Annotated in this window: 25 protein-coding genes and 4 tRNA genes; 24 read left to right on the top strand and 5 right to left on the bottom strand. The window is 44.4% G+C overall.

What is annotated here, in order from left to right; translation table 11 throughout:
- The first annotated feature begins 47 nt into the window (after positions 1-47).
- From ruvB to C7Y69_RS03655, 16 genes are all read left to right on the top strand, one after another.
- Positions 48-1,052, top strand: a complete 1,005-nt coding sequence (ruvB, locus tag C7Y69_RS03730; RefSeq protein ID WP_013784874.1) for a Holliday junction branch migration DNA helicase RuvB — start codon at positions 48-50, stop codon at positions 1,050-1,052.
- Between the two features lie 457 nt (positions 1,053-1,509).
- Positions 1,510-1,908, top strand: a complete 399-nt coding sequence (gene ybgC / locus C7Y69_RS03725; protein WP_013784873.1) for a tol-pal system-associated acyl-CoA thioesterase — start codon at positions 1,510-1,512, stop codon at positions 1,906-1,908.
- A complete protein-coding gene (tolQ, locus tag C7Y69_RS03720; RefSeq protein ID WP_013784872.1) occupies positions 1,898-2,590 on the top strand; it encodes a protein TolQ in 693 nt (230 codons plus the stop codon). Before ybgC ends, tolQ begins: the two co-directional genes overlap by 11 nt.
- Positions 2,591-2,638: 48 nt before the next feature.
- Positions 2,639-3,064: a protein TolR gene (gene tolR, locus C7Y69_RS03715; RefSeq protein WP_126871860.1), complete on the top strand. Its 426-nt coding sequence runs from the start codon at positions 2,639-2,641 to the stop codon at positions 3,062-3,064.
- A gap of 8 nt (positions 3,065-3,072) precedes the next feature.
- A complete protein-coding gene (gene tolA / locus C7Y69_RS03710) occupies positions 3,073-3,852 on the top strand; it encodes a cell envelope integrity protein TolA (RefSeq protein ID WP_126871859.1) in 780 nt (259 codons plus the stop codon).
- Positions 3,853-3,856: 4 nt separating this feature from the next.
- Positions 3,857-5,212 (top strand): Tol-Pal system beta propeller repeat protein TolB, encoded by a 1,356-nt coding sequence (tolB, locus tag C7Y69_RS03705; RefSeq protein WP_013784869.1) that lies wholly within the window; start codon positions 3,857-3,859, stop codon positions 5,210-5,212.
- Positions 5,213-5,252: 40 nt separating this feature from the next.
- Entirely contained in the window at positions 5,253-5,819 is a 567-nt protein-coding gene (gene pal, locus C7Y69_RS03700) for a peptidoglycan-associated lipoprotein Pal (RefSeq protein WP_126871858.1), read from the top strand.
- A complete protein-coding gene (ybgF, locus tag C7Y69_RS03695) occupies positions 5,819-6,607 on the top strand; it encodes a tol-pal system protein YbgF (RefSeq protein WP_013784866.1) in 789 nt (262 codons plus the stop codon). The genes pal and ybgF overlap by 1 nt, the downstream gene beginning before the upstream one ends.
- Before the next feature lie 335 nt (positions 6,608-6,942).
- Positions 6,943-7,018: transfer RNA gene (locus C7Y69_RS03690), tRNA-Lys, on the top strand.
- A gap of 24 nt (positions 7,019-7,042) precedes the next feature.
- A tRNA-Lys gene (locus C7Y69_RS03685) sits at positions 7,043-7,118 on the top strand.
- Between the two features lie 95 nt (positions 7,119-7,213).
- Positions 7,214-7,289 (top strand) — tRNA-Lys (locus tag C7Y69_RS03680).
- A 350-nt stretch (positions 7,290-7,639) separates the two neighbouring features.
- Positions 7,640-8,695, top strand: coding sequence for a quinolinate synthase NadA (nadA, locus tag C7Y69_RS03675; protein ID WP_013784865.1), 1,056 nt, complete (start codon positions 7,640-7,642; stop codon positions 8,693-8,695).
- Positions 8,696-8,855: 160 nt separating this feature from the next.
- A tRNA-Ser gene (locus tag C7Y69_RS03670) sits at positions 8,856-8,945 on the top strand.
- A gap of 311 nt (positions 8,946-9,256) precedes the next feature.
- Positions 9,257-10,912: a site-specific integrase gene (locus C7Y69_RS03665; RefSeq protein ID WP_185864136.1), complete on the top strand. Its 1,656-nt coding sequence runs from the start codon at positions 9,257-9,259 to the stop codon at positions 10,910-10,912.
- Between the two features lie 27 nt (positions 10,913-10,939).
- Complete coding sequence (locus tag C7Y69_RS03660) at positions 10,940-11,389, top strand: hypothetical protein (RefSeq protein WP_126871856.1); 450 nt, start codon at positions 10,940-10,942, stop codon at positions 11,387-11,389.
- Positions 11,390-11,410: 21 nt separating this feature from the next.
- The gene (locus tag C7Y69_RS03655; protein WP_126871855.1) at positions 11,411-11,848 is read left to right on the top strand and encodes an antitoxin Xre/MbcA/ParS toxin-binding domain-containing protein; all 438 of its coding nucleotides are present in this window, start codon (positions 11,411-11,413) and stop codon (positions 11,846-11,848) included.
- An 887-nt stretch (positions 11,849-12,735) separates the two neighbouring features.
- On the opposite strand, the gene C7Y69_RS03650 is transcribed toward C7Y69_RS03655, so the two are convergent.
- The 4 genes from C7Y69_RS03650 to C7Y69_RS03635 are packed head-to-tail and all read right to left on the bottom strand — an operon-like array spanning position 12,736 to position 16,369.
- Complete coding sequence (locus C7Y69_RS03650) at positions 12,736-13,524, bottom strand: alpha/beta fold hydrolase (RefSeq protein WP_126871854.1); 789 nt, start codon at positions 13,522-13,524, stop codon at positions 12,736-12,738.
- A 9-nt stretch (positions 13,525-13,533) separates the two neighbouring features.
- Positions 13,534-14,736 (bottom strand): 3-oxoadipyl-CoA thiolase, encoded by a 1,203-nt coding sequence (gene pcaF / locus C7Y69_RS03645; RefSeq protein WP_126871853.1) that lies wholly within the window; start codon positions 14,734-14,736, stop codon positions 13,534-13,536.
- Positions 14,736-15,554, bottom strand: coding sequence for a CoA-transferase subunit beta (locus C7Y69_RS03640; protein WP_126871852.1), 819 nt, complete (start codon positions 15,552-15,554; stop codon positions 14,736-14,738). The genes pcaF and C7Y69_RS03640 overlap by 1 nt, the downstream gene beginning before the upstream one ends.
- 2 nt (positions 15,555-15,556) lie before the next feature.
- Entirely contained in the window at positions 15,557-16,369 is an 813-nt protein-coding gene (locus C7Y69_RS03635) for a CoA transferase subunit A (protein ID WP_126871851.1), read from the bottom strand.
- Between the two features lie 197 nt (positions 16,370-16,566).
- On the opposite strand from C7Y69_RS03635, the gene C7Y69_RS03630 reads away from it, so the two are divergent.
- Positions 16,567-17,346 carry an IclR family transcriptional regulator C-terminal domain-containing protein gene (locus C7Y69_RS03630; RefSeq protein ID WP_126871850.1) on the top strand — a complete coding sequence of 260 codons (780 nt, stop codon included), beginning with the start codon at positions 16,567-16,569 and terminating at the stop codon, positions 17,344-17,346.
- Positions 17,347-17,352: 6 nt separating this feature from the next.
- Here the strand turns inward: C7Y69_RS03630 and C7Y69_RS03625 are convergent, their stop codons facing one another.
- Positions 17,353-18,261 (bottom strand): LysR family transcriptional regulator, encoded by a 909-nt coding sequence (locus C7Y69_RS03625; protein ID WP_221885325.1) that lies wholly within the window; start codon positions 18,259-18,261, stop codon positions 17,353-17,355.
- 103 nt (positions 18,262-18,364) lie between these two features.
- On the opposite strand from C7Y69_RS03625, the gene C7Y69_RS03620 reads away from it, so the two are divergent.
- From C7Y69_RS03620 to C7Y69_RS03590, 7 genes are read left to right on the top strand one after another with little or no spacing between them, the layout of a single operon-like run.
- The gene (locus C7Y69_RS03620) at positions 18,365-19,480 is read left to right on the top strand and encodes a muconate/chloromuconate family cycloisomerase (RefSeq protein WP_126871849.1); all 1,116 of its coding nucleotides are present in this window, start codon (positions 18,365-18,367) and stop codon (positions 19,478-19,480) included.
- A 9-nt stretch (positions 19,481-19,489) separates the two neighbouring features.
- Positions 19,490-19,768 (top strand): muconolactone Delta-isomerase family protein, encoded by a 279-nt coding sequence (locus C7Y69_RS03615; RefSeq protein ID WP_126871848.1) that lies wholly within the window; start codon positions 19,490-19,492, stop codon positions 19,766-19,768.
- A gap of 50 nt (positions 19,769-19,818) precedes the next feature.
- Positions 19,819-20,757 (top strand): catechol 1,2-dioxygenase, encoded by a 939-nt coding sequence (gene catA, locus C7Y69_RS03610; RefSeq protein ID WP_126871847.1) that lies wholly within the window; start codon positions 19,819-19,821, stop codon positions 20,755-20,757.
- A gap of 25 nt (positions 20,758-20,782) precedes the next feature.
- Positions 20,783-22,150, top strand: coding sequence for a Rieske 2Fe-2S domain-containing protein (locus C7Y69_RS03605; protein WP_126871846.1), 1,368 nt, complete (start codon positions 20,783-20,785; stop codon positions 22,148-22,150).
- Between the two features lie 12 nt (positions 22,151-22,162).
- The gene (benB, locus tag C7Y69_RS03600) at positions 22,163-22,645 is read left to right on the top strand and encodes a benzoate 1,2-dioxygenase small subunit (RefSeq protein ID WP_126872067.1); all 483 of its coding nucleotides are present in this window, start codon (positions 22,163-22,165) and stop codon (positions 22,643-22,645) included.
- A gap of 15 nt (positions 22,646-22,660) precedes the next feature.
- The gene (gene benC, locus C7Y69_RS03595; RefSeq protein WP_126871845.1) at positions 22,661-23,683 is read left to right on the top strand and encodes a benzoate 1,2-dioxygenase electron transfer component BenC; all 1,023 of its coding nucleotides are present in this window, start codon (positions 22,661-22,663) and stop codon (positions 23,681-23,683) included.
- Positions 23,680-24,459, top strand: coding sequence for a 1,6-dihydroxycyclohexa-2,4-diene-1-carboxylate dehydrogenase (locus C7Y69_RS03590; RefSeq protein WP_126871844.1), 780 nt, complete (start codon positions 23,680-23,682; stop codon positions 24,457-24,459). The genes benC and C7Y69_RS03590 overlap by 4 nt, the downstream gene beginning before the upstream one ends.
- Positions 24,460-24,480 lie beyond the last annotated feature (21 nt).

Raw genomic sequence — 24,480 nt, 5'->3', positions numbered from 1 at the left:
AAGAATGATAGAGCAACGTTGCCGATTTACACTAAAGCAGAGCCATAATGATAGAAGCTGACAGACTGATTACGCCTGATGCGAGTACCGAAGATGAAGTTATCGACCGTGCTATTCGCCCTAAAATGCTTGATGATTACACAGGCCAGCCTCACGTATGTGAGCAAATGGAAATCTTCATTCAGGCAGCTAGAAAGCGTGACGATGCTCTCGATCACTTATTAATATTTGGTCCGCCTGGGCTAGGTAAAACTACGCTAGCAAATATTGTGGCGAACGAGATGGATGTCAGTATTAAAACCACCTCAGGGCCGGTACTTGAAAAAGCTGGTGACCTAGCTGCATTGCTGACTAACCTTGAACGCAACGATGTGCTTTTTATTGATGAAATTCATCGATTAAGCCCTGTAGTGGAAGAAATTCTGTATCCGGCGATGGAAGACTATCAATTAGACATCATGATAGGCGAGGGGCCTGCTGCTCGTTCTATTAAGCTAGATTTACCGCCCTTCACACTCGTTGGTGCTACAACGCGGGCAGGTTCGCTTACTTCACCATTGCGTGACCGGTTCGGGATAGTTCAACGATTAGAGTTTTATTCGGTTAAAGACCTTACCACCATTGTGGCTCGTAGTGCGAGTTACTTAAATTTGGATATGAGCTCAGAAGGCGCTCAAGAAATTGCACGTCGCTCTAGAGGTACACCGCGTATTGCAAACAGGCTATTGCGACGAGTTCGAGATTACGCTGAAATTAAATCTGATGGTACGGTAGGTGTTGAAACCGCTGCAAAGGCATTGGATATGCTAGATGTAGACAAAGAAGGTTTCGATTACATGGATCGGAAATTGCTTTGTGCCATCATAGAGAAATTTGATGGCGGCCCAGTAGGGCTAGACAACTTAGCAGCGGCAATTGGTGAAGAGAAAGAAACCATTGAAGATGTAATAGAGCCCTTTCTTATTCAGCAAGGATTCCTGCAGCGTACTCCACGTGGACGCATAGTGTCACAGCGGGCGTATCTTCATTTTGGCTTCACTCCTTCAGCTTAACTGCCCACTGTATGCATGGTTGTATGAGCAGACCTTACGTTTGCTCATACTCAATGTACTTATATCTGCTATGTACATCACTTTTCTTCAGGCAAAAAAAAGCCCGCTCAATGAACGGGCCAAAACAACAAGTGTTAAAGGAAATAAATCCAGGGAACTCATGTCTAACAGGAGAAAAACTCTTGCATAACCGTGTGATACACCATTACGCTCTGTAGGACTGATGCTGCGTATTATAGGCTTAGTTAGTATTCTTGCAATTGAGTAAAATTGTTTTTTAGCCTTAGAAAAACTAATGTGTTGCGAAGGTGTTAATAGTTTATCATTTTATCTTTAAAGACAGCTAAACACTCTACGTAGCTGAGATTGAGAGTGAAGAGCAGGTTGGGAAGATTTACTGATATGCAGCCAATTACCTTGATTATCGATGAATTTTATTGACGGTGAAAGAATATTTATGCATTTACACCAAGTAAGAGTGTATTACGAAGATACCGATGCAGGTGGCATTGTTTATTATGCCAACTACCTCAAGTTTATGGAAAGGGCAAGAACCGAGTGGCTTAGAGCCCTTGGCTTCGAACAAGATAGATTAATGGAACAATCGGTCGCTTTTGTCGTCAAACGCGTTGAAATGCATAACTATGCGCCTGCTCGATTCAATGATCTGTTGAGTATTGAAACGCAGGTTGTAGAATTGAAAGGTGCGAGTATGACGTTTCAACAAACCATTAAAAATAAACAAGATGTAACTTTGGTATCTGCCGATATTCAAGTTGCTTGTGTCAGTCTAGATACTATGAAGCCTAGACGACTACCACGTACATTGTTAGGGGAAATAACGCGTGTCATCTGATCTTACTTTTATCGGCCTATTTTTGCAGGCCAGCTTTATTGTTCAACTTGTTATGTTGCTTTTATTAGGCGTATCAGTTGCCTCTTGGACATTTATCTTTCAGCGTAGTAAGGCGCTTTCAAGTGCACGAGAAGAGATGCGTCAGTTTGAAGATAAGTTTTGGTCAGGTGCTGATTTAAATCGACTTTATCAAGAGTTATCTGCTCGCCCTAACTTATCAGGTATCGGCACTATCTTTTGTGCCGGCTTCAAAGAATTTGTCCGCTTACGCAAATCAAATACCGGCACCAATGCTATTGTAGACGGTACTTATCGCTCAATGCGGGTAACAATGTCTCGCCAAGTAGAAGAACTAGAAAGCCGACTCCCGTTTCTAGCAACAGCTGGTTCAATTAGCCCGTATATCGGCCTATTTGGTACGGTTTGGGGGATCATGAACGCCTTTATCGCGCTAGGGGAAGTACAACAAGCTACGCTAGCCATGGTTGCACCAGGTATCGCTGAAGCGCTTATTGCAACAGCTATTGGCTTATTTGCGGCCATTCCTGCGGTTATTGCGTATAACCGTTTTAGTCACCAAGTTGAAAAATTGGAAAACAGCTACGGTAACTTCATGGAAGAGTTTTCTGCCATTCTTCACCGTCAGGCAGTATCTGGTCAAGCTCAGCAGCCGCAAGCGTAAATGCGAACATTGATGCGAGCTTAATTCACTGGTGAGAGAGGAATTATTATGTATGTAAGAAAGCGCCGTAGGCCGGTTTCTGAAATTAACGTAGTGCCCTACATCGATGTAATGTTGGTGCTACTGATTATCTTTATGGTAACGGCTCCGCTAATTTCGCAAGGGGTTAAAGTTGATTTACCTAAAGCGAGTGCGAATCCTATTGAGCAAGAAGATAATCCACCTATTATTGCGTCAGTAGACGTTAAAGGTCGCTATTTTCTTAATGTGGGAGACGACCAAGAGTCGCCCCTGGAACAAGAAGACTTAGCAGCGTTAGTACAAGCTCAGCTACAAAAAGATCCTAATACGCCAGTGGTAGTAAAAGGAGATGGACAAGTTGCTTATAATGAAGTCATTCAACTTATGGTGTTATTGCAAGGCGCGGGCGTGCCTTCTGTAGGTTTAATGACAGACCCCGTTGAGCCAGAGTAGGTTTATTGATGACTGCAAGTTCTGTTGGCATTTATAAATCTATCGCACTCCACCTTGTGGTGGCTGCAGTGTTGCTAATTAGCGTCAGCTTTTCACCTTCTCCTTTGCCGACAATGGCCACTAATGCGCCGGTTATTGAAGCTACCTTTATTGATGCTCAAGCCATTGCCGATACCAAACGGGAACAAGCGCAGGCACAAGCTCAAGCGAGAGAGTTAGAAGCGCAACGAAAGAAGAAGGAAGCGCAGGCTGCTGCAGCTAAGCGTAAACGAGCGGCAGAGGCTAAGCAGGCTAGAGAGAAGAAGCAAGCTGAAGAAGCAGAATTCAAACGTCAAAAACAGCTAGAGCAGTTGGCAGCGCAAAAGGAACAACAGCGCAAAGAACGTGAAGCGAAAGCGAAAGCCGATGCAGAGCGCAAGAAAAAAGAAGCCGCTGAAAATGCTGAGATGGAGAGAATTATGCAAGAGCAACTTGCGCAGGAGCAAGCGGCTCAGCAGCAACGAAGACGTGCACAAGTTCTAACTGAAGTAGAGCGTTATACCGCATTAATTCAGCAAACGATAAAACGGAACTTGTACAACGATGACAGCTTCAAAGGTAAGGTATGTAGATTGAATATCAAATTGGCTACCACAGGTTTTGTGACTAGCATACGTATCTTAGGCGGGCATGATGCCCTATGCAGAGCGGCAGAAAGTGCCGTACGCCGCGCAGAAGAACTGCCGGTCTCAGATGCGGCCGACGTCTATGAGCAACTAAAAGATATTAACTTAAAAGTGGAACTGTAGTGCAATGAAGAAAACAGGTTTATGGATAGCCGCCATCGCGATGGTATTTAGTGCCAAGGTGTTCGCGACATTAGAAATTGTGATCACCGAAGGCATAAACAGCGCTCGACCTATTGGTGTAGTGCCGTTTAAGTGGAAAGGTACAGGCACATTGCCTAGCGATATTTCTGAAGTCATCATGGCAGACCTGATGCGCAGTGGTAAATTTAGCCCCGTTGCAACAAGTAAAATGCCACAAATGCCTGAAACCGCTGATGAGGTTAATTACTCAGCGTGGGCGTCTCTTGGTGTTGATACCGTTTTGGTCGGTAGTATTGAACCTGAAGGTACCGATAAATATTTAGTTTCTTACCAACTGGTCGATGTACTAAAAGGGCAGTTAGACGGTGGCCAGTCTCAGGTATTAAAAAATGGTGAGTTAGTTGTAAGTAACGAACATGTAATAGCAGCGCGCCAATCTATTATTAGCCCTAGAGACTTTAGGCAATACGCACATCGCATTAGTGACGTCGTGTATGAAAAGTTAACAGGTGTTCGCGGTGCATTCTTAACCCGTATTGCTTATGTCATTGTACGTGATAGAGATGCGTACGAAAAACCATACCAACTAGTAATTTCAGATTATGATGGCGAGAACGAAACACGCTTGTTGTCGTCACCTGAGCCTTTAATGTCTCCGGTTTGGTCACCAGACGGTGAAAAGCTAGCGTACGTAAGTTTTGAAAACCGTAGACCTCAAATCTTCATACAAGACATTTATACTAGCAAACGTACAACGGTAACCGATTTTCCTGGTATTAATGGGAGTCCCTCGTTTTCACCAGATGGCAAGCAACTTGCAATGGTTTTATCGAAAGATGGGAACCCAGAGATCTATGTTATGGATCTTGCTACGAAAAATTTGACTAGAGTAACGCGCAACCGCGCTATCGATACAGAGCCTTCATGGCTACCTGATGGTAGTGGTTTAATTTTTAGCTCTGAACGGGGTGGTAAACCCCAGATATATAGCGTAAATTTAAATTCTAGAAAGGTAAGACGCGTTACTTTTGTAGGCGAACAGAACTTGGGTGCTACATTAACGCCCGACGGTAAGCAAATGGTAGTGGTTAATCAAACCAATGGAAACTACCATATTGCTAAGCAGGCATTAGACGGTGGCTCTCCTCAGGTACTAACAAGAACCTTTTTGGATGAGTCTCCTAGTGTAGCGCCTAACGGTAGTATGATTATTTATAGTACCCTTCATGAAGGGACACAAGTACTTTCACTTGTTTCTCTTGATGGGCGCTTTAAAGCCAGATTACCTGCAGCCGATGGGCAAGTGAAATCGCCAAGTTGGTCACCATTTTTGTTCTAACAATTGAAATATCAAACAATAACATTTAAGGATTAGTAGGATGCAAATGAATAAATTAATGAAGAGCTTCATTATCGCCTTGCCAGTGGTGACCATGATGGCTTGTTCGTCTGGCCCTAGCGAAGAAGAGCTAGCCGCTGAACGTAACCGTCTTGCACAAGAACAAGCACAAGCAGAGCAAGATGCTCGTCAAGCTGAAGCACAGCGCGTAGAAGCAGAAGCTGCTCAGCGTATGAAGCGTTCAGAAGAAATGGTTCAGCAAGAAATGGAAGCGCTGAAAAACGAACAAACCGTTTACTTCGATTTTGACCGCGCTAGTATCAAGCCAGAATTCCAACGTTTACTTGATAAACATGCAGCGTTCTTGGTGAAAAACCCTAGCACGAAAGTGACTATTGAAGGTCACACTGATAGTCGTGGTACGCCTGAGTACAACATTGCACTAGGTGAGCGTCGTGCTCAGTCTGTTGAAACTTACCTAATGAACGCTGGTGTAAGCAGCAGTCAAATTACGGTTGTTTCATACGGAGAAGAAAAATCTGCGGTAATGGGTTCAACTGAATATGCATTCGCGCAAAATCGTCGCGGAGTGGTTGTTTACCGATAATGGCTTTTACAGCAATTAACACTATTAAAGCAGGCGTCACCTTGTGTGCCGCCTTTGCTATTTCAAGTTCAGCTTTCGCACAGGCGCCAGTGGTAGATGCCAATGGCGGCAGCAACCTAGAACAGCGTATTGCGGTTTTAGAACGTATTGTTAAAAGCCGAACTGAAATGCAGCACCGTTTACAAACCCAATTGGACAACATGCAAAGCGAAGTTGACCAATTGCGAGGGTCTGTTGAAGTTAACACCAACGAGCTGGAAAAGGTGCTTGAACGTCAGCGTGAATTGTACCTTGAGATAGATAAGCGTGTTGAGGCACTTAAACAAGGCGGTTTGGCAAACGTAGGTGGTACTGGCGCTTCGCAAAGCAATTCTGCAGGGGTTACCCCTTCTACAAGCTCATCATCCCCACAAGAGGGTGAGGACGAAGCATACGACAGTGCTGTTAATCTTATTCTGAAATCTCGTGAATACGATAAAGCCATTCCTGCTTTTCAGTCATTCATACAACGATTTCCGAATAGCGAATATGCGCCAAATGCGCACTACTGGCTTGGACAGCTGTTGTTTAACAAACAGCAATGGAATGACGCTATTGAGCAGTTTAATATTGTATCGAACCGTTTTTCTGATTCAGTGAAACGTCCGGATGCATTATTAAAGTTAGGCGTCATTGCCGAACGCACTGGCGACAGTAGTGGAGCGCGAAACTTCTTTCAGCAAGTGATTAGCGAATACCCTAATTCTTCTGCAAAGCGGTTAGCGGAATCTAGATTAAATAATCTATAATAAAAAAACCTCTCTTAACGAGAGGTTTTTTTTCACCCCTTTGAAATTTTATACCTCTGTTGTACTGAACCAGACACAATATTTATAAGTATATTTTTAAAGAAATTCCAAAAACTACGCATTTTTTTAGACTTAATTCGGTAACATTTTGTCGGTCTAAAAAAGTTTTATAATGGTTTTGTGGTAGGAATTATGCGCGATTTGTGTTGATTTTGAGCGGTTGAAAGCTTTTTACTACAAAAATCAAAATAAAAACGCCTTTTGGGTTGCGTCAGATAAAAATCTGAGTATTATATGCCGCCGTTGCCAAGACACAGGCAACATCAGGAAAGATTGGGTCGTTAGCTCAGCTGGTAGAGCAGTTGACTTTTAATCAATTGGTCGCTGGTTCGAATCCAGCACGACCCACCAATTCTTCTCCTGGCTCCAAATGACGGGTCGTTAGCTCAGCTGGTAGAGCAGTTGACTTTTAATCAATTGGTCGCTGGTTCGAATCCAGCACGACCCACCATCATTTGAAAGCGAAGTACAATCAAGCTAATACCAACAGCTTGTATGCTCATTGTTTCATTTGTAAATGTGTGAGTAGTAAATGTGTTATTTGATGGGTCGTTAGCTCAGCTGGTAGAGCAGTTGACTTTTAATCAATTGGTCGCTGGTTCGAATCCAGCACGACCCACCATCATTTCATAAAGTGCTTTCTACCAAGCTTACTACATAAAAAATATCACTCCCAAAGCGATATATTCAAAAATTCCCTTCTACCTATTAGTGTGCTGCGCCAAAGTTGCTCCAGAACACAATATTCAAGTAAAAGAAACGTAGCGCTGTTAGGCTATCTGCTGCTAACAATTCTGCAAAAATGGGGTTACCGGCTCGTGTTAATCCTCAACTAGCACTTATTCCATGTGTAATTCACTTTTTTAGAATGATGTGGTTGAAAATCGGTCAATCATCCTTAACTAAGTAGTATGTATTTTTTATGACAGTTGGGTATAATCCACGCCCTTGTCACAACCGAGATGTAGGTCAATGTCAGTAGCCTTTCGAGTGGAACAGGTAGAGTATCCTTTTCCCGCTAAACCGCAGCCATTATCAGATGCCCGTAGAGCATCGCTTAAAGCTGAGATTAAATCTTTGCTTAAACAGCGAAATGCTGTGCTGGTTGCGCATTACTATACCGATCCTGAAATTCAGGCATTAGCTGAAGAAACTGGTGGTTGTGTTGCTGATTCGTTAGAAATGGCACGCTTTGGTCGTGATGCAGCAGAACAAACGTTAATTGTAGCGGGCGTTCGCTTCATGGGGGAAACAGCAAAAATACTCAGTCCAGAAAAAACGGTGTTAATGCCAACTCTGGAAGCTACCTGTTCGCTGGATATTGGTTGTCCCATCGAAGAATTCAGTGCGTTTTGTGATGCACACCCCGATCACACGGTCGTGGTTTATGCTAATACTTCGGCTGCCGTAAAAGCCCGAGCAGATTGGGTAGTGACCTCAAGTATTGCATTAGAGATAGTTGAGCACTTAGATAGCCAAGGTAAAAAAATCATCTGGGGGCCTGACCGTCACTTAGGCTCGTACATTGCCAAACAAACTGGCGCGGAAATGTTGATGTGGCAGGGCGAATGTATTGTTCATGATGAGTTCTCAGCGCAGAAGCTGGCTGACATGAAAGCACTGTATCCTAACGCGGCAGTATTGGTTCACCCTGAATCACCTGCCAGTGTGGTAGACATGGCTGACGCAGTAGGCTCCACTAGCCAACTGATTAAAGCGTCGCAAACCATGGACAACGACACCTTCATTGTGGCCACCGATAAAGGCATTTTTTATAAAATGCAGCAACTCACGCCCAATAAAACATTTATTGAAGCACCGACTGGTGGAAACGGCGCAACGTGTAAGAGCTGCGCTCATTGCCCGTGGATGGCCATGAACGGCCTTGAGGCGATAAAAGCCTCATTAGGCGCTACATATGAAGGCCATGAGATCTTCGTTGACGACAGCCTGCGTGAGGGCGCTTTAATCCCACTCGATCGTATGCTCACTTTCTCAGAAGAACTAAAAGCAAAAGGCGGCCTATAACGCTTATTAAGGTAAAGACGAGTAATTATTCAGCAGTTAGCGTGTTTTTTCGCGCAACGTCTTGATTAAGACACTCGCTTTACCTACTATACGCGCGCTCTAGGCAAATGCTTTGGCAGTATTTCGTTATTTGCGTTCACCGCAAATAGCACAAAAATTTGGAGAGGTGGCTGAGTGGCTGAAGGCGCACGCCTGGAAAGTGTGTTTAGGGTTAAACCTAACGAGGGTTCGAATCCCTCTCTCTCCGCCAAATAACGACTGAAGCCCTGTATTTACGGGGCTTCGTTGTATTTGATTCTTGGTTAAGAATATACTCTGTCACAGAACTCTGTCACAAAAAGGCAGAGAAGCATGCAAAACCGCTCACCAACTTACCTATATAAATTCAAAAATTCGTCTAATTATTTTTTTCGAATCCGATACGGAAATTTTGATCAAACATGTCATGTTTGTCTAAAAGACAAGTATTTCGTTGCTTCGTTGGGTACTACCGACTATGACACCGCGAGATGGCTTGCTCTTTACATCAAGTGTAATTTGATAAAAGACAAGGATGTGAACATGATAGATGTAGATAGAAATACCCATAACCAAGGAGTGTTGAGCAAAGGCGCGACGGTAGATCCAGCTGAAACTCTCGCTTGCATAGGCGAATTGACGCCGTTCCCAGAGGAGTACACCCCTCAGTATCTTCTAGCGCAGCAACTGTATAAAAAGCAACTGAAAGACAAGTATCGTTTGTTATTAGCTGCTGGCAAGGAGATTATTAATCATGGTGTGGCGACCCAATTGGGGGCGCTAGATTCAATGAAAGAAGATGCTCTTAATAGCGCAACCTCAGATCTAAGCCGCTTTTGTGATGTAAACACTAGGCGCGAGCTCGTTGACATACTTTTACCGCATCAACCAATTAAGAACATTCAAAAGCCTGAGGTCGATAACAGATATGTCCGTGGCGTTAAGATGTTAAATGAGCTCATGGCTGCATTATCAAGAGAGAACCGAAAATTCGATACTTTTGATGAGGTTTATGAATGCGAAGATAGCCCTATAGCTAGTAGTTCTGCCACCTTTACCCAAGAGCAGCTATTAAGCGGTATGGTAGATATGATCAGTCTGTTACCTATGTTCAGAACCATTAAGGAAAAAGCTACTGAGAAAGCTACTCCTACAGATGTTGTTGAGAACACTCACTTTAGTTTGTTTGGGCAAATGGATAAATTCTTGAATGAAAAGCAGGGAACTATCGCAGACAGAACTATCGACAAGTACAAAGCGTCGTTTTCATTGTTAAAAGAGATTTGGCCCGATGACAGTGACGTAAGAGATTGGAAAAAGCAGAAAGTACAAGAAGTGAAGACGGCACTCACTCAGCGCAAGTCAAACCAAAGTAAGAATTGCAATGACAGACCAATGAGTATTACTACTAAAAATATGTACTTATCAAACTACCGGACATTATTTTCCTGGATAATTGAAAACACCGACGCTGATATCAAGAACCCTTTTGCTAACAGTGCATTTCAAAAGGCAAGAGGAAAATCGAAGCCTCCCACACGACGCTCGTTTACCGTTGAAGAAGTTCGAAAAATTCTTCGATACAAGCCGGAACACGGAAGTGAGGCCAAAACCTTCCGCAATGATGCGAAATGGTACCTCAAGGTTTGTTTATACTCCAGTATGCGCCTCAATGAACTGTCAGCACTTCCAGTGGCAAACATTAAGCAAATTGATGATGTGTGGTGTTTTGATCTACGTGGTTTAGATTTGAAGAATGAGGCTTCTGAGCGAGTTATCCCAATCGCTCAGTATCTACTGAATGAAGGGATTCTTGACTATGTAGAGATGTTAAAGAAACATAAAGAAGAATTTTTCTGCCCTCAAATTCGCCATGGAAAAGCGGAACCCAGTAGCGCAGGTTGGGGAGATCCGATAAGTCGTTGGTTCAGTCGTACCGTACTTAAAAAAGTAGGGATAGATAAAGACAAGGAGGAGCAAAAAGGAACTTTGATTTGTTTTCACTGCACGCGTCGAACTTTCATATCGACGTGTATAAACAATGGTGTAGAGAAGTATCTCGTCAAACGACTAGCAGGGCATTCAATAGATGATGATATAACGTTGAGCGTATACTCTGACGTAGATAAAATTGACCTTAACCTTTTAAAGAGCGTCATAGATAAAAATCTAAAATGGCATGAAATTAACTTAGGATAGCAAGTTGGTTTATATAAGGAAAAAGATATGGATGACAGTTATTTGTTAACTGGCACTTTACGTGATGTTCGAAGATGTTACATAGACAACACTGAAATTTCGTTTCTGTTTGGTTACGTTATTGACCACGTGAGCACTCGGTATTCTAAAGATGACTGGTTTGCGTCAAGTTATATTCGTGAAGTCAAAATCGTCAATGGGAAATATCACTTTTACACGGCTAATAGCGTCTATCTTACTGACAATTATACTTCGATAATTGTATCAGATGGTGACATCGATAACATTCGCTTAGGTATGCCCCCTGAGGTAATGAACTCAGCTGAGTCAATAAATGATCTTGTTACATTAGTAGGCTTAACTAAAAAAGTAGATAGTTGGGCAAAAGAATATAAATTAGGGATTAATGAGATTGTGGATGCTATTGCTAATAACGCTGATGAATTGTTCACCGGCAGCAATGATGGTTCCTCTTAATTCGTAAATGGTAATTCTTATATGACAAGGTATAATTTGAACGAAAAGTCTAATAACGCGCTTTTGGATGAACTTGGGCTCCCGGGTGGAGATCTTGCGCTTCATGCTGTTATCACCAGTGGAATTTCCTATGCCGCTTTTATACGCTTAGCTAAACTGCTGTGTATCGATGTAACAAAGCTGGCTACTTGCTTGTCTATAACCCCGGTGGTCTTTGAAAATCGAAAAGAAGTTGGCCGTTTCACTGCCGAGGAAAGCGACAATATCTACCGCGTTGTTTGTGTATTTTCTGCCGCTATTGTCTTTTTTGAGGGGGATCACAAAAAGGCAGCCATTTGGTTTCAGTCGAAGGTAAAAGGCCTTGGTGGCAATAAACCAATTGATATACTCTCAACCAGTGCAGGAGGAAATGCAGTTATTGAAATTATTCAGCGTCTTGAGCACGGAGTCTTTGTTTGAAGAGCATTCATTTGTATTAATGCGGCTACCTTTCAAGTTGAGTTAACCTAAATCGGATATTCATTACCTCTCTGCGGGTGGAGATGGTTGAACTTTGAAGATTGAATGAGAGGTAGAGATAACCTTCAAAGTTATGTTGAAAGGCCTCTATTCGAAGTCCTTTGGATCCAATGCGCTTACCCTTGTTAATGAACCGTGAGCTTTAATTTCCTCATCAGTTAGCGTCTGATCTTCAAATCTTTCAAGTTTAATTGAACGTGTATCTTAAATATGATTTATATCGTAGCCACAGCTACAAAGATTGACTATGGAGCGAGTGTTAGTTTAAACAATCTACCCAATTCAATAGTCTGCAACTCGTCTATTCTTTGATAGAGCATTCAGCAAGGTTGCACTCAGCACAGTCGTGCCGCAGCCTGACAGACGCTCAATGAGCGTATAGCAGACAGTCTGATTTTACAGGTGTTCAACGGAAAGGAAGAGCCTAATAGCCAGACGCTGAAAATTTCTAATTCCAGTTAATTCAAATAGCGAGAAGGCTAAAATCATCTGCTGGATATTCAACTTCCGCTTAAGTCTTAATGTTGCTTGTCAGTTCAAGTCAAAACCTATAGGCATAATTTTCTAATTAGTTATGAGCCAATAGATGTAACTAATTATAACCCGTATTCGGAATCGCTTTTTCAGACAGTTAAATGCTGTAATTGCTAGTTGACCGTAGTTTTACATAACTTCGTCGATCATAGCTTAATTGTTACTTAACATATTTTATGACATCAGAGTCACGCGTTCTGTTAAGAATGAATATCTGTCTTACTGAGTTAGCCTTATAATTTCTAGTAGCATCCCATTCTTTTATTAAACAGCTTTTCAGATTCAGGAGCTTTTTATATGATCTTCTCCAAATGCTCTTGTATCAGCAAAGCAAACTCGCGACTTGCTTCAACTGAAGGTACATGCCCAGTTTGCTTTAACTCAATCACAGGTGCGCTTAGGGTTTCGCCTAGTGCTTGTAATAATGAGGTTGGTGTAGCGACATCATCTTCACCTGCAATAAGCAAAATAGGTGCTCCATTAGGTTTAAGCTGTGTATGCGTGTCTCGTTCGCCTAACCACGCACACAATAAACCGTAAGAGTGATCGTCAACGTTCGCTAGTAATCCTTCCCATTGGGACAGTAACGTGGGGACACGTTTGGTACTCACTGGGCTAAACCATCTTGGAACTAAGGTAGCCGCTAGGGTTTCAAGCCCTTGTCTGGTCACATTTTTCTGGCGCTCCAGCCATGTTTTAGTGGAACCTATTTTCATAGCAGTATTGGTTAACACCGTGCTTAACAAGCGTTCTGGGTGGGAAATTAACAGTTGTTGACCTAACATTCCGCCAATTGACGTACCCATGAAATGAAACTTATCGATACCTAGAGAGCTACATAGGGTTAATAAGTCGTCAACTAACTGTGATTCACCAAGGCTTTTCGTATTGGCGGGGAACGCTACACTGTCACCGTGTCCAGGTAGGTCATAACGCAAAATACTGAAGTTCACCATTAAGTCTTGTACCAAGTAGCCCCAAACACGCATATTCATACCCAATGGGTGAGCTAGCACTAAAACGGGTTTGTGCTTATTTTCTATGAACTGGTAGTGAATACCTTGCTCTGATATTGTCGCCATGTTGAGTTCCTAAATGCGTTTTAGCAGTGTCGCTATACCTTGGCCAACACCAATACACATACTGCATAGTGCGTAATCGGCCGAGGTTTGTTCAAATTGTAATGCGGCGGTATGTAGTAGGCGTGCCCCCGACATACCGAGCGGATGGCCAAGTGCAATGGCACCGCCATTAGGGTTCACTCTTGGATCATCTGCACTAAGTCCAAGCTCCTGCATACAGGCCAATGCTTGCGCTGCAAAGGCTTCATTAAGTTCAATTGTGCCAATATCGTCTAGGCTCAACTTTTGTTTTGCAAGCAATTTGTTAACTGCAGGTACTGGACCTACACCCATGATAGTGGGTTCAACGCCAGCGGTAGCCATCCCTTTAATTTGAGCAACAGGCGTTAGTTTATAGCGTTCAACGGCTGCTTCACTTGCTACAAGCATGGCCGATGCACCATCGTTAATACCCGATGCATTACCTGCGGTAACCGAGCCATTTTCACGAAACGGTGCTTTTAGTTTTGCCAATGCCTCTAATGTAGTTTGAGGACGTATGTGCTCGTCTTTGTCGATGACGATGGCATCGCCTTTTCTGGGTTGAAAGGTCACAGGCGTTATTTCTTTAGCAAAACGTCCAGACGCTTGAGCTGTAGCCGCTTTTAGCTGAGACTGATACGCAAAGTTGTCTTGTGCTTCTCGGCCAATCGAGAATTTCGCTGCTACATTTTCTGCAGTCTCAGGCATGGTTTCTGTGCCGTATTGCTGCTTTAATGCAGGATTAATGAAGCGCCAACCCATGGTGGTATCTTCAAGTATTTGTGAACGGTCAAATCCGTTTTGTGCTTTACCCATCACAAATGGAGCTCGCGACATAGACTCAACGCCACCAGCGAGAATAAGGTCTGCTTCACCTGATGCAATTGAACGATAGGCAAGGCCAATGGCATCCATACCAGAACCACACAAACGATTAATTGTGGTGGCTGGTACCGAAAATGGTACGCCTGCAAGCAATGTGGCCATTCTAGCCACATTGCGGTTGTCTTCACCGGCTTGGTTGGCACAGCCGAAAAACGCATCATCAATACTTTCAGTTGGTAATTGAGGGCACTGCGCTAGTACTGCACGAATAACTTGCGCGAGCAGATCATCAGGGCGAATGTTGGCTAGCCCACCTGCATAACGACCAATGGCAGAGCGGTTGGGGTTACATAAATAAACGTTCATTACGCAGTCTCCGTTTGACTGTGTGCCGCTTCAGTAACGCGCTTTAGTTCTCTCAATACATCAATTTCGCTGGTGGTGGGTTCATCTGTAGTTCGAAGTGTGTCAGCAAAGCGAATGTCCCAGCCAGTGGCATCAATTACCTGTTGCTTTGTAACGCCAGGGTGCAAACTCACTACAATAAGTTCGTTGGTTTCATCTTCTGGCTTTAATATACAAAGGTCAGAAATCACCAAAGTTGGGCCTTTACCCCGCGTAGATTTGCCTTTGCGGCCTTGACCGTCGCGACCAAAACCCAATGTGGTAATGAAGTCGACATCTTTAACAAAAGTGCGCTTTGAATGCCTTACGGTGATGATCACTTCTTTTGCATTGGTTGAAATTTCTGGTGCACCGCCACCGCCAGGAAGACGCACTTTAGGGTTGGCATAACTGTGAGCGCCATCAGGGCCACTGTCTTTGTGTGATGCAGCGATGACCGTGGTGTTAATGTTGCCGTATCGGTCTACTTGTGCGGTGCCAAGGAAACCTACATCAATATGACCACCTTGCAGCCAATAACGAAACATTTCGGGAACCGAAACGGTGGTAAGCGCCGACTCGCAAAGTTCGCCATCACCTATAGATAAGGGCAGAATCTGCGGTTTGGTTTCTATTGTACCTGACTCATAAATAAGTGTTATGTTAGGGGCATGAGTAAGGCGTGCTAAGTTCGCTGCAGCACTTGGTAAGCCTATGCCCACAAAACAAGTCGAATTGTTATTCAAAGCACGGGCCGCGGTAATCGTCATCATTTCGTCTGAAGTATATTGTTCGGTCATAATTATTCTCCTGCTTGGAATACTTCTTCATCTAGCCACTTTAAAAATGGCTCGCGCTCTCGGCTTATGCTGTCCCACTTCTTGTAGTAACTGTTGTCGCGCGGGTAGTAACCATGTGTATAAGACGGTTTAGCGCCAAACGGTACGGTGGCAATGGCGTTGATAGTCCAAGCGGGAAGCACACAACTATTTGGACCTGCTTCCAAGTCGTCCACAATTTCTTCAACGGTGACGATGCTGTAGCACGAAGAGAGCACAACTTCCTTTTGCACCCCTAAAATACCTTCAATGAGTACGTTTCCTGCACGGTCTGCTTTTTGCGCATGGACTATGCCCACATCGGGTTTAATAGATGGCACCGCTGCAAGCGCTTCGCCAGTAAACGGGCAAGTAACGGTTTTGATGTTGGGGTTAACGTGCTGTAGATCACTACCTACATAACCTCTGAATAGCGCTATGGGTAAGCCTGATGCGCCCGCTTCATAAGCATTCGCCATTGCTGCGTGACTGTGCTCTTCAATTTCAAGCGGGGCGGGGTAGCCGTGTTCAATGGCATCACGTACGCGGTGTAAAGAACCTACACCTGGGTTTCCTCCCCATGAAAATACAAGTTTGCTAACACATCCTGCACCGACTAGCTGATCGTAGATAAGATCAGGGGTCATTCTTACCAATGTGAGGTTGCGGCGCCCTTGGCGAATAATTTCATGCCCTGCAGCGAAAGGAATAAGGTGAGTGAATCCCTCTAACGCAACGATGTCACCGTCCTTGATGCCATCTTCAATAGCTTTTGAAAGTGTTGTAAATTGTGTCATAATAAAAGTTCGCAATACGAATGTTGATTCATAGTGCGAACAAATTAATAATTTTGATTGTTTAGGTCAAGTAATAAATGTTAAAAAATTGCTAGGACGATCAGTCAGACCAATTTATGTTGCTGAATTCATAAGAGAACTGGCACTTTGTTAAACAATAAGAAATAATTCGCAAGAACCAACAAGAGACACAGTGCATGAGTGAAGAAAAAATACCGTCAACCCATCGCGATTACATAAGCGCGCTTGCTACCGGACTAGAGGTGTTAGGGGCGTTTGATGGTCAAAACAAAGAAATGACCTTATCGCAAGTAGCTGAAAAAATGGGTATTGATAGGGCCAAAGCGCGTCGTTTTTTGCTCACATTGCATTCTCTTGGCTATATCCGTCGCGAAGGTCGACTCTTCGCCTTGGCACCTAAAGTGTTGTCGTTAGGGCAAGCTTATACCAGCAGCAATGGTTATATTGCAGTGGTCGAGCATTACCTTAAATCGATTACAGCAGAATTAGGGGAGTCGGCTTCTCTTGGGAAGTTAGATGGACAGTCAGTGGTGTACGTGGCGCGTTCACCGGCATCTCATCGTCTTATGTCGATTAACATAACAACGGGCACTCGACTGCCTGCACCGTATACATCAATGGGGCGAGTACTTGCGGCACATCTTGACGCTTCAGAATTAACAACGTGGGTGAATGAAGCACAGTTACACCCACACACTGAGAAGAGTATTACCGCTACACAGGCGTTAGAGCAGGAACTGATTAAGGTTAAGCGACAAGGCTACAGCATTGTTGATCAAGAGCTTGAAGCGGGGTTGCGTTCGGTTGCTGTCCCCGTGTTTAGCGGCAGCGGTGAATTGTTGGGGGCGATGAACTTAAGTACCAATGCATTAAGGGTGAGCTTAGAGACCATTACCGAGCATTGTATTCCTGTACTTAAGCATGCTGCTGAGCAAATAAGACAAGATCTGCGCTGACCCGTTTTAGGGGTAGCGACCTTCTAGTCGGTTTTGCACCAACTCATCTAATATCACCATGGCCGCAGCCATGATGTCATCTTCGGCTTCCTCGCGTTTACTGAGAAAAACCGGGCTGTTTATGCCGTCGTCGTTAAGCCGAACAAACGCTACACCATTTCTATTCATGCGCATCACTTGTTCAGGAACAAGGGTGAAGCCCATATCTGATGCAACTAGACCCAGTGCAGTGCCTATATCATTAACTTGTTGGGCAACTCTGACTCTCAACCCGCGACTGGCAAACAGATCCAAACAGATGTTAGCAAACGTTGGAGGCTTACCACCTGGGTAGGTAATTAACGGCAGTGCCGCGAGCTCTGCCATATCAACATCGTCATTCGCTAGTGGATGATGGACAGGTAGAGCGGCAAGGATAGGCTCGCTGAACAGCAACTTCTGAGTCACATCGGCTTCCAGTGATGGCATCACAACCCGACCGAAGCCCATATCAATTTTACCTGCCTTAAGGGCTTCAATTTGTTCACCGGTTTTCATTTCGTGCAGTTCAACATCCACTTTGTGCTGCTGTCTTAAACGCCTTACTAGCTGGGGAAGTTGTCCGTAAAAAATGGACGGAACAAAGCCAATTCTGAAAATACGCTTTTTTCCTGCATCAATTCGCCGACTTTCTTCAACACATGAAGCTAACTTTTCAAGTATGAGTTGGGCCTGTTTCCAGAAGTATTCGCCAGCGGGGGTTAGGGTAATGCCACGGGCTTCTCGCTGAATGAGTTGAACGCCAACCTCTTCCTCTAACTGTTTGATTTGTCTTGTTAAAGGTGGCTGTGCCATAAATATCTTTTCGGCCGCTCTGGTCATGTTCTTTTCTTCCGCTACCGCGCAAAAGTAGCGTAAATGCCTTAACTCCACCATACCTCCTAGGTATCGATACTAACTAAATCAATATTGGTTGTTAACAAAAAATATTTGTAGGTTACATGTAGACATTTACTGGCAACACAAAATTAACATTTATATGATATCACAGATTCAAACTTACATTGTCGATATTCCTACGATACGACCACACAAATTGTCCATGACATCTATGGCGGTTCAGTCGATGGTTATCGTAAGAATTACCGACGACAACGGCCTTGAAGGTATTGGCGAAGGTACAACAATAGGTGGTCTCGCGTACGGTGCTGAGAGCCCAGAAAGTATCAAAACCAACATTGACACTTACTTAGCACCTTATTTGATTGGACAGTCAGTTGCCAGCCCAAAAGCATTAATTAACAAGTTACACCTTGCTTTTAAAGGCAACCCTATAGCCAAATCTGCGGTGCAGACAGCCCTGCTTGATTTACTTGGTAAACAACTTGGTGTGCCGGTTTCAACCTTACTTGGTGGTGCTTGCAACAATCATTTGTCTTGCCTTTGGGTATTAGCGTCAGGCAATACCGAAAAGGACATCGAAGAAGCGAAAGGCCTGGTAGCCGAGAAGCGCCATAACATTTTCAAACTGAAAATTGGTTCTCGTTCAGTACGTGACGATGTTGCGCATGTGGGCAAGATCAAAGCAGCGTTAGGCGATGACGTAAGTATTCGTGTTGATGTTAATCAAGCGTGGAGCGAGCCTCAAGCTACTTATGGTATGGCTGCACTACAAGAGGCAGGTATTGATTTAGTCGAGCAACCGACCCCTGCAAAAGATTTTGCCAGCCTAGTGCGTCTGTCGAAGAAATTTAACATTGGTATTTTGGCTGATGAGTCTATTGCTGATAGCACAGATACCCTTTTGTTGGCTCAACAAGGTTTTACCGGTTCAGTGGCCCTTAAGATAGGCAAAGCAGGTGGACTATTTGCTGCACTTGATGTGGCTGCTGTGTGTAACGCTGCAGGTATTGGGCTATATGGCGGCACGCTACTTGAAGGCACTGTAGGTACCACAGCCGCGTTACACGCATGGTCGACCCTACCCGTTATTGAATTTGGCACCGAGATGTTTGGCCCACTGCTGCAGAGCGATGACATCGTTAAATCCCCTCTAAATTATCACAACTTTGGCGTTGAAGTTCCTACGACAGCCGGGCTAGGGCTCGAAATCGATGAGGACAAATTACGTCAATACACCCGCAAGGCGAAGTAAGGAAAAATTATGTTATTCAAAGTTGAAATGACTGTGATACCGCCAGCACATCTGAGCGAAGAAGAATTTAATGCAATTAAGTTGAAAGAAAAAAACTATGCCGAAGGACTGCAGGAAGAAGGCATTTGGGTACACCTTTGGCGAGTGGCTGGTCAATACGCCAATGTCAGCATATTCGAGGTGAAGGATAACCAGCATTTACACGTCGTCTTAATGGGCTTACCGCTGTACCCCTTTATGACGATGAGTGTGACACCTTTGTGTCAGCACCCTTCATCAATCAAATAAAAAACCTAACAGGAAAAAACTCGCTGCATTGCAGCGCGGAGACTAAGACTATGACTACTATCAATACTTTACAAACTGAACATGTTCAAACGTTACTTAAGCGTGCCGCTGGCCTAGACAACGACAAAGGCAACCCACGCACTAAAGAAATTATGCACCGCTTGCTAACTGACGTGTTCAAGATGATTGAAGACCTCGACATTACGCAAGAAGAGTTTTGGCAAGGCGTTAACTACCTAAATGAATTAGGTGCTAATGGCGAAGCCGTGCTGCTTGCGCCAGGTTTAGGTTTTGATCATTTTCTTGATGTTCGTGAAGACGCCAAAGATTTTGCAATTGGTGAGCTAGGCGGTACACCACGTACTATTGAAGGTCCGTTGTATGTTGAAGGAGCGCCAATAAGCGAGGGCGAAGCAAGAATGGATGACGGTCAGTCTCCTGGCCAAGAAATGTGGCTACACGGTCAGGTTGTTGATGAAGAAGGAGACCCTATTGTAGGCGCAGTCGTTGATATCTGGCATGCCGACGTGAAAGGTGCTTACTCGCATTTTGACTCATCTCAAACACCGTTTAACTTACGTCGCCGCATCATTGCTGATGAGCAAGGCTGCTATCGCGCACGCAGTATTGTGCCTAGCGGTTACGGTTGTCCCCCAGGTGGCTCAACGATGAAAGTGCTAGAAAGCCTTGGCCGTCATGGTAATCGCCCTGCGCACATTCACTACTTTGTAGCTAAAGACGGCTTCAAGCACCTTACTACGCAAATTAACTTAGCAGGTGATGAATACACCTATGACGATTTCGCTTTCGCAACGCGTGACGAATTGGTTGTTGAAGCAAAAAGTGTAACTGAGCCAGAGCAAATTAAAGCCATGGGCTTTAAAGACAACTACCTTGATGTGAAATTCAACATAACATTAATGGCAACGAAGAACGATGAGAAGCAAGACAAGCATGCTCGTGCCCGTGCAACTGTGGAACATGCGTAAGTCTGCTACCTTCGGGAGATAAATTATGTCAGCAACATTGAATCAACTAGAACAGAAGATCCGTGGTGCCGTTGAGGCCGACGAAGAGATGGGTCATTATCGCTGTGACCGTGGGATCTTTACCGACAAAGATTTGTTTGATTTAGAAATTAAACACATCTTTGAAGGAAACTGGGTATTTTTGGCACATGAAAGCCAAATTCCCGAAATCGGTGATTATTACACTACCACTATTGGCCGTCAGCCGGTGGTCATTACGCGTAACAAAGACGGCGAGCTAAATGCCATTTTAAATACGTGTTCGCACCGCGGTGCCACATTGTGTCGTCGTAAGCGCGGTAACAAAACGTCTTTTACTTGTCCATTCCACGGTTGGACATTTAACAACTCGGGCAAACTGTTAAAAGCGCGTGATCAGAAAAAAGGCGGCTACCCTGAGTCTTTCAGCACTGACGGCTCACACGACCTTAAGCACATTGCTCGTTTTGAATCGTATCGCGGGTTTTTGTTCGGTAGTTTGAATGCCGATGTATTACCGCTAAAGCAATATTTAGGTGAAACCACCAAGGTTATCGACAACATTGTGGATCAAGATTCAGAAGGTATCGAAGTTATTCGTGGCACCTCAACGTATACCTACGAAGGTAACTGGAAGCTAACCGCTGAGAACGGCGCCGATGGTTATCACGTTGGAACCGTGCACTGGAACTATTTATCAACCATGAGTCACCGCAATTATGAAGAAGGCGGTACGGAAGCGGTTGACGCGAAAAGCTGGTCGGGTGAGGGCGGTTTCTACTCGTTCGAAAACGGTCACATGATGTTGTGGACACGTTTAACCAACCCGGCTGCACGCCCTATTTATAGCCAACTAGAACGCCTTCAGCAGGAAGTGGGTGAAGCGCGAGCTGACACCATTGTAAACCAAACGCGTAATTTGTGTTTGTACCCTAACGTTTATGTGATGGACCAATTCTCAACGCAAATTCGTGTACTCCGCCCTATTTCTGTGAATAAGACAGAAATCTCTATTTACTGCTTTGCGCCTAAGAGTGAGTCTGCTGAGAACCGTCAAAAGCGCCTTCGTCAGTACGAAGATTTCTTTAACGTATCTGGCATGGGAACACCGGATGATCTAGAAGAATTCAGAGGTTGTCAGCAAGGCTACGAAGCGCGTGATATGCGTTGGAATGATATGAGCCGCGGCGCTGCGCACTGGATGGAAGGCCCAGACGATTATGCCAAAGGTGTTGGTATGGACACAGTGGCATCAGGTATCAAACCAGAAGATGAAGGTTTATACGTTCATCACCACAAGCATTGGGTTGAAGAAATGCTAAATGCGATTGAGCTAGAAAGAGCCAGTCATATTCCTGTAGTGCAAAAAGATTAAGAGGTGACCGTGATGACTTATCAGGAAATTCAGACGTTTGTATTTCGCGAAGCGCGTTTACTTGACGATCGTCAATGGGATGAGTGGCTAACGTGTTATCACCAAAAATGTGAATACTGGATGCCAGCATGGGATGATGATGATCAGTTGACTAACGATCCTCAAAAAGAAATCTCACTCATTTATTACCCTAATCGCAATGGCTTGGAAGACAGGATATATCGCATTAAAACTGAGCGCTCTGGCGCGAGTATGCCAGAGCCGAGAACCACGCATCAGTGCAGTAATTTAGAAGTGCTGAGCCAAGACGAGACAACTGTGGAAATTCGCTACAATTTCAACACGCTTAGCCATCGCTATCGCGAGACATCACACTTTTTCGGAACTGTGTTTTGTTCATTGGATATCAGTGGCGAAACGCCAGTTATTACGCGCAAGACAGTGATGTTGAACAACGATTACATCAACCAAGTTATTGATGTGTATCACCTGTAAAGACGGAGAATTATTATGTCTTTCAAAGTAGCTCTTAATTTCGAAGACGGCGTAACACGCGTTATCGAATGTAATGATGGCGAGACAGTGCTCGACGCTGCCTATCGCCATCAAGTAAAACTGCCAATGGACTGCTCTGATGGTGTTTGTGGAACCTGTAAAGGTAGCTGCAAGCAAGGTACTTACGATTTAGGTGATGAATACATCGATGAAGCGTTAACCGATGATGAAGCCGCTGATGGGTTAATTCTTACCTGTCAGATGCTGCCTCAATCAGATGTGGTGGTGGCTATTCCTGCGGCCTCTTCGCTGTGCGCATCAGGTCCACAAAGCATTACAAGTACCATTACCAGTGTAAATGCATTGTCAGACACCACCATTGAATTAAATGTCGCTCTGTCTGATCCTCTTGATTTCTTGCCCGGTCAGTACATTAATTTGGGGCTGCCGAACTCTGATAAGACTCGTGCGTATTCATTTAGCTCATGTCCGGGAAGCAAAGATGCGAGTTTCCTTATTCGTAATGTGCCTAATGGCCTAATGAGTACTTATTTGAGCAAAGATGCAAGTACTGGTGATGTGCTTCCGGTAACCGGTCCACTAGGTAGTTTTTACTTGCGCGCGGTAGAGCACCCAGTACTGATGCTTGCAGGCGGTACAGGGCTTGCACCTATTCTTTCTATGCTAGCGTCGCTTAAACAGAACCCAACAAGTCAACCTGTATATTTACTATACGGTGTGACTAATGTGGATGATTTGGTCAAGCTTGAAGCCTTGCAAGAATATGCCGATGCATTGGACAACTTTAGCTACGTTACTGTAGTAGTTAACCCAGATAGCGCACATGAAAAGTTGGGTTTTGTCACTGATCATATGGAAAGTGTTCCATTTGCACTTGCTGATGCTGATACGTATTTGTGTGGGCCTCCGCCAATGGTTGATGCCGTGCGTCAATACTTTAAAGATGCTGGCACAAACCCGTATTCGTTCCACTACGAAAAATTCAACCCGAGCCAGCCTAAAGAGGAAGCCGCATGAGTTTGCGCTTCGATGGGCAGGTCATTGTAGTCACTGGCGCAGCGCAAGGCATTGGCCTTCGCGTTGCACAACGCGCTGCTGCTGAGGGAGCAAAGTTGGTATTGGTTGACCGCTCAGCGCATGTTCAACAGATTGCCCAGTCACTCAATAAAAACGGTGCGGATGCTATTGCTGTAGAGGCTGATTTAGAAACCTATGAAGGTGCGCTTACCGCCATGAATACGGCATCTGCGCATTTTGGGCGAATAGATAAGCTTATTAATAATGTGGGGGGGACCATTTGGGCCAAACCATACGAGCATTATCAAGCTGACGAAATTGAAAAAGAAGTTCGTCGCTCGTTGTTCCCCACGTTGTGGTGTTGTCGCGCAGTATTACCTGCCATGTTAGACAACGGAAAAGGTGCGATTGTAAACGTGTCTTCGGTAGCCACTCGTGGTGTAAATCGCGCGCCTTATGCCGCTGCAAAAGGGGGTGTGAATGCACTGACAGTGTCACTTGCCTTCGAGTACGCGCAGCACAATATTCGCGTGAACGCCACGGCGCCAGGTGGAACAGATGCACCTCAGCGTATTATTCCGCGCAACGAGTCTACACAAAGTGAGCAGGAAGAGATTTGGTATCAGCAAATTGTCGATCAGACCATTGATACCAGTTTTATGTCTCGTTACGGCACGCTAGATGAACAAGCATCTGCCATATTGTACTTAGCTTCAGATGAAGCCAGCTATATAACGGGAACAATTTTGCCTGTTGCTGGTGGAGATTGTGGGTAAGTAAGCCGCGTTCCCAAGCTG

Source organism: Alteromonas sp. KS69 (assembly GCF_003989595.1).
Classification (GTDB): domain Bacteria; phylum Pseudomonadota; class Gammaproteobacteria; order Enterobacterales; family Alteromonadaceae; genus Alteromonas; species Alteromonas naphthalenivorans.
This window is presented reverse-complemented; position numbering and strand designations above follow the sequence as displayed.

What these genes read in the sequence shown, in the direction of transcription:
- ruvB (WP_013784874.1), top strand. Translation starts at nt 48, where the DNA reads ATGATAGAAGCTGACAGACTGATTACGCCTGATGCGAGTACCGAAGAT.
- ybgC (WP_013784873.1), top strand. Translation starts at nt 1,510, where the DNA reads ATGCATTTACACCAAGTAAGAGTGTATTACGAAGATACCGATGCAGGT.
- tolR (WP_126871860.1), top strand. Translation starts at nt 2,639, where the DNA reads ATGTATGTAAGAAAGCGCCGTAGGCCGGTTTCTGAAATTAACGTAGTG.
- tolA (WP_126871859.1), top strand. Translation starts at nt 3,073, where the DNA reads ATGACTGCAAGTTCTGTTGGCATTTATAAATCTATCGCACTCCACCTT.
- tolB (WP_013784869.1), top strand. Translation starts at nt 3,857, where the DNA reads ATGAAGAAAACAGGTTTATGGATAGCCGCCATCGCGATGGTATTTAGT.
- pal (WP_126871858.1), top strand. Translation starts at nt 5,253, where the DNA reads ATGCAAATGAATAAATTAATGAAGAGCTTCATTATCGCCTTGCCAGTG.
- ybgF (WP_013784866.1), top strand. Translation starts at nt 5,819, where the DNA reads ATGGCTTTTACAGCAATTAACACTATTAAAGCAGGCGTCACCTTGTGT.
- nadA (WP_013784865.1), top strand. Translation starts at nt 7,640, where the DNA reads ATGTCAGTAGCCTTTCGAGTGGAACAGGTAGAGTATCCTTTTCCCGCT.
- C7Y69_RS03665 (WP_185864136.1), top strand. Translation starts at nt 9,257, where the DNA reads ATGATAGATGTAGATAGAAATACCCATAACCAAGGAGTGTTGAGCAAA.
- C7Y69_RS03660 (WP_126871856.1), top strand. Translation starts at nt 10,940, where the DNA reads ATGGATGACAGTTATTTGTTAACTGGCACTTTACGTGATGTTCGAAGA.
- C7Y69_RS03655 (WP_126871855.1), top strand. Translation starts at nt 11,411, where the DNA reads ATGACAAGGTATAATTTGAACGAAAAGTCTAATAACGCGCTTTTGGAT.
- C7Y69_RS03650 (WP_126871854.1), bottom strand. Translation starts at nt 13,524, where the DNA reads ATGGCGACAATATCAGAGCAAGGTATTCACTACCAGTTCATAGAAAAT.
- pcaF (WP_126871853.1), bottom strand. Translation starts at nt 14,736, where the DNA reads ATGAACGTTTATTTATGTAACCCCAACCGCTCTGCCATTGGTCGTTAT.
- C7Y69_RS03640 (WP_126871852.1), bottom strand. Translation starts at nt 15,554, where the DNA reads ATGACCGAACAATATACTTCAGACGAAATGATGACGATTACCGCGGCC.
- C7Y69_RS03635 (WP_126871851.1), bottom strand. Translation starts at nt 16,369, where the DNA reads ATGACACAATTTACAACACTTTCAAAAGCTATTGAAGATGGCATCAAG.
- C7Y69_RS03630 (WP_126871850.1), top strand. Translation starts at nt 16,567, where the DNA reads ATGAGTGAAGAAAAAATACCGTCAACCCATCGCGATTACATAAGCGCG.
- C7Y69_RS03625 (WP_221885325.1), bottom strand. Translation starts at nt 18,261, where the DNA reads ATGGTGGAGTTAAGGCATTTACGCTACTTTTGCGCGGTAGCGGAAGAA.
- C7Y69_RS03620 (WP_126871849.1), top strand. Translation starts at nt 18,365, where the DNA reads ATGATATCACAGATTCAAACTTACATTGTCGATATTCCTACGATACGA.
- C7Y69_RS03615 (WP_126871848.1), top strand. Translation starts at nt 19,490, where the DNA reads ATGTTATTCAAAGTTGAAATGACTGTGATACCGCCAGCACATCTGAGC.
- catA (WP_126871847.1), top strand. Translation starts at nt 19,819, where the DNA reads ATGACTACTATCAATACTTTACAAACTGAACATGTTCAAACGTTACTT.
- C7Y69_RS03605 (WP_126871846.1), top strand. Translation starts at nt 20,783, where the DNA reads ATGTCAGCAACATTGAATCAACTAGAACAGAAGATCCGTGGTGCCGTT.
- benB (WP_126872067.1), top strand. Translation starts at nt 22,163, where the DNA reads ATGACTTATCAGGAAATTCAGACGTTTGTATTTCGCGAAGCGCGTTTA.
- benC (WP_126871845.1), top strand. Translation starts at nt 22,661, where the DNA reads ATGTCTTTCAAAGTAGCTCTTAATTTCGAAGACGGCGTAACACGCGTT.
- C7Y69_RS03590 (WP_126871844.1), top strand. Translation starts at nt 23,680, where the DNA reads ATGAGTTTGCGCTTCGATGGGCAGGTCATTGTAGTCACTGGCGCAGCG.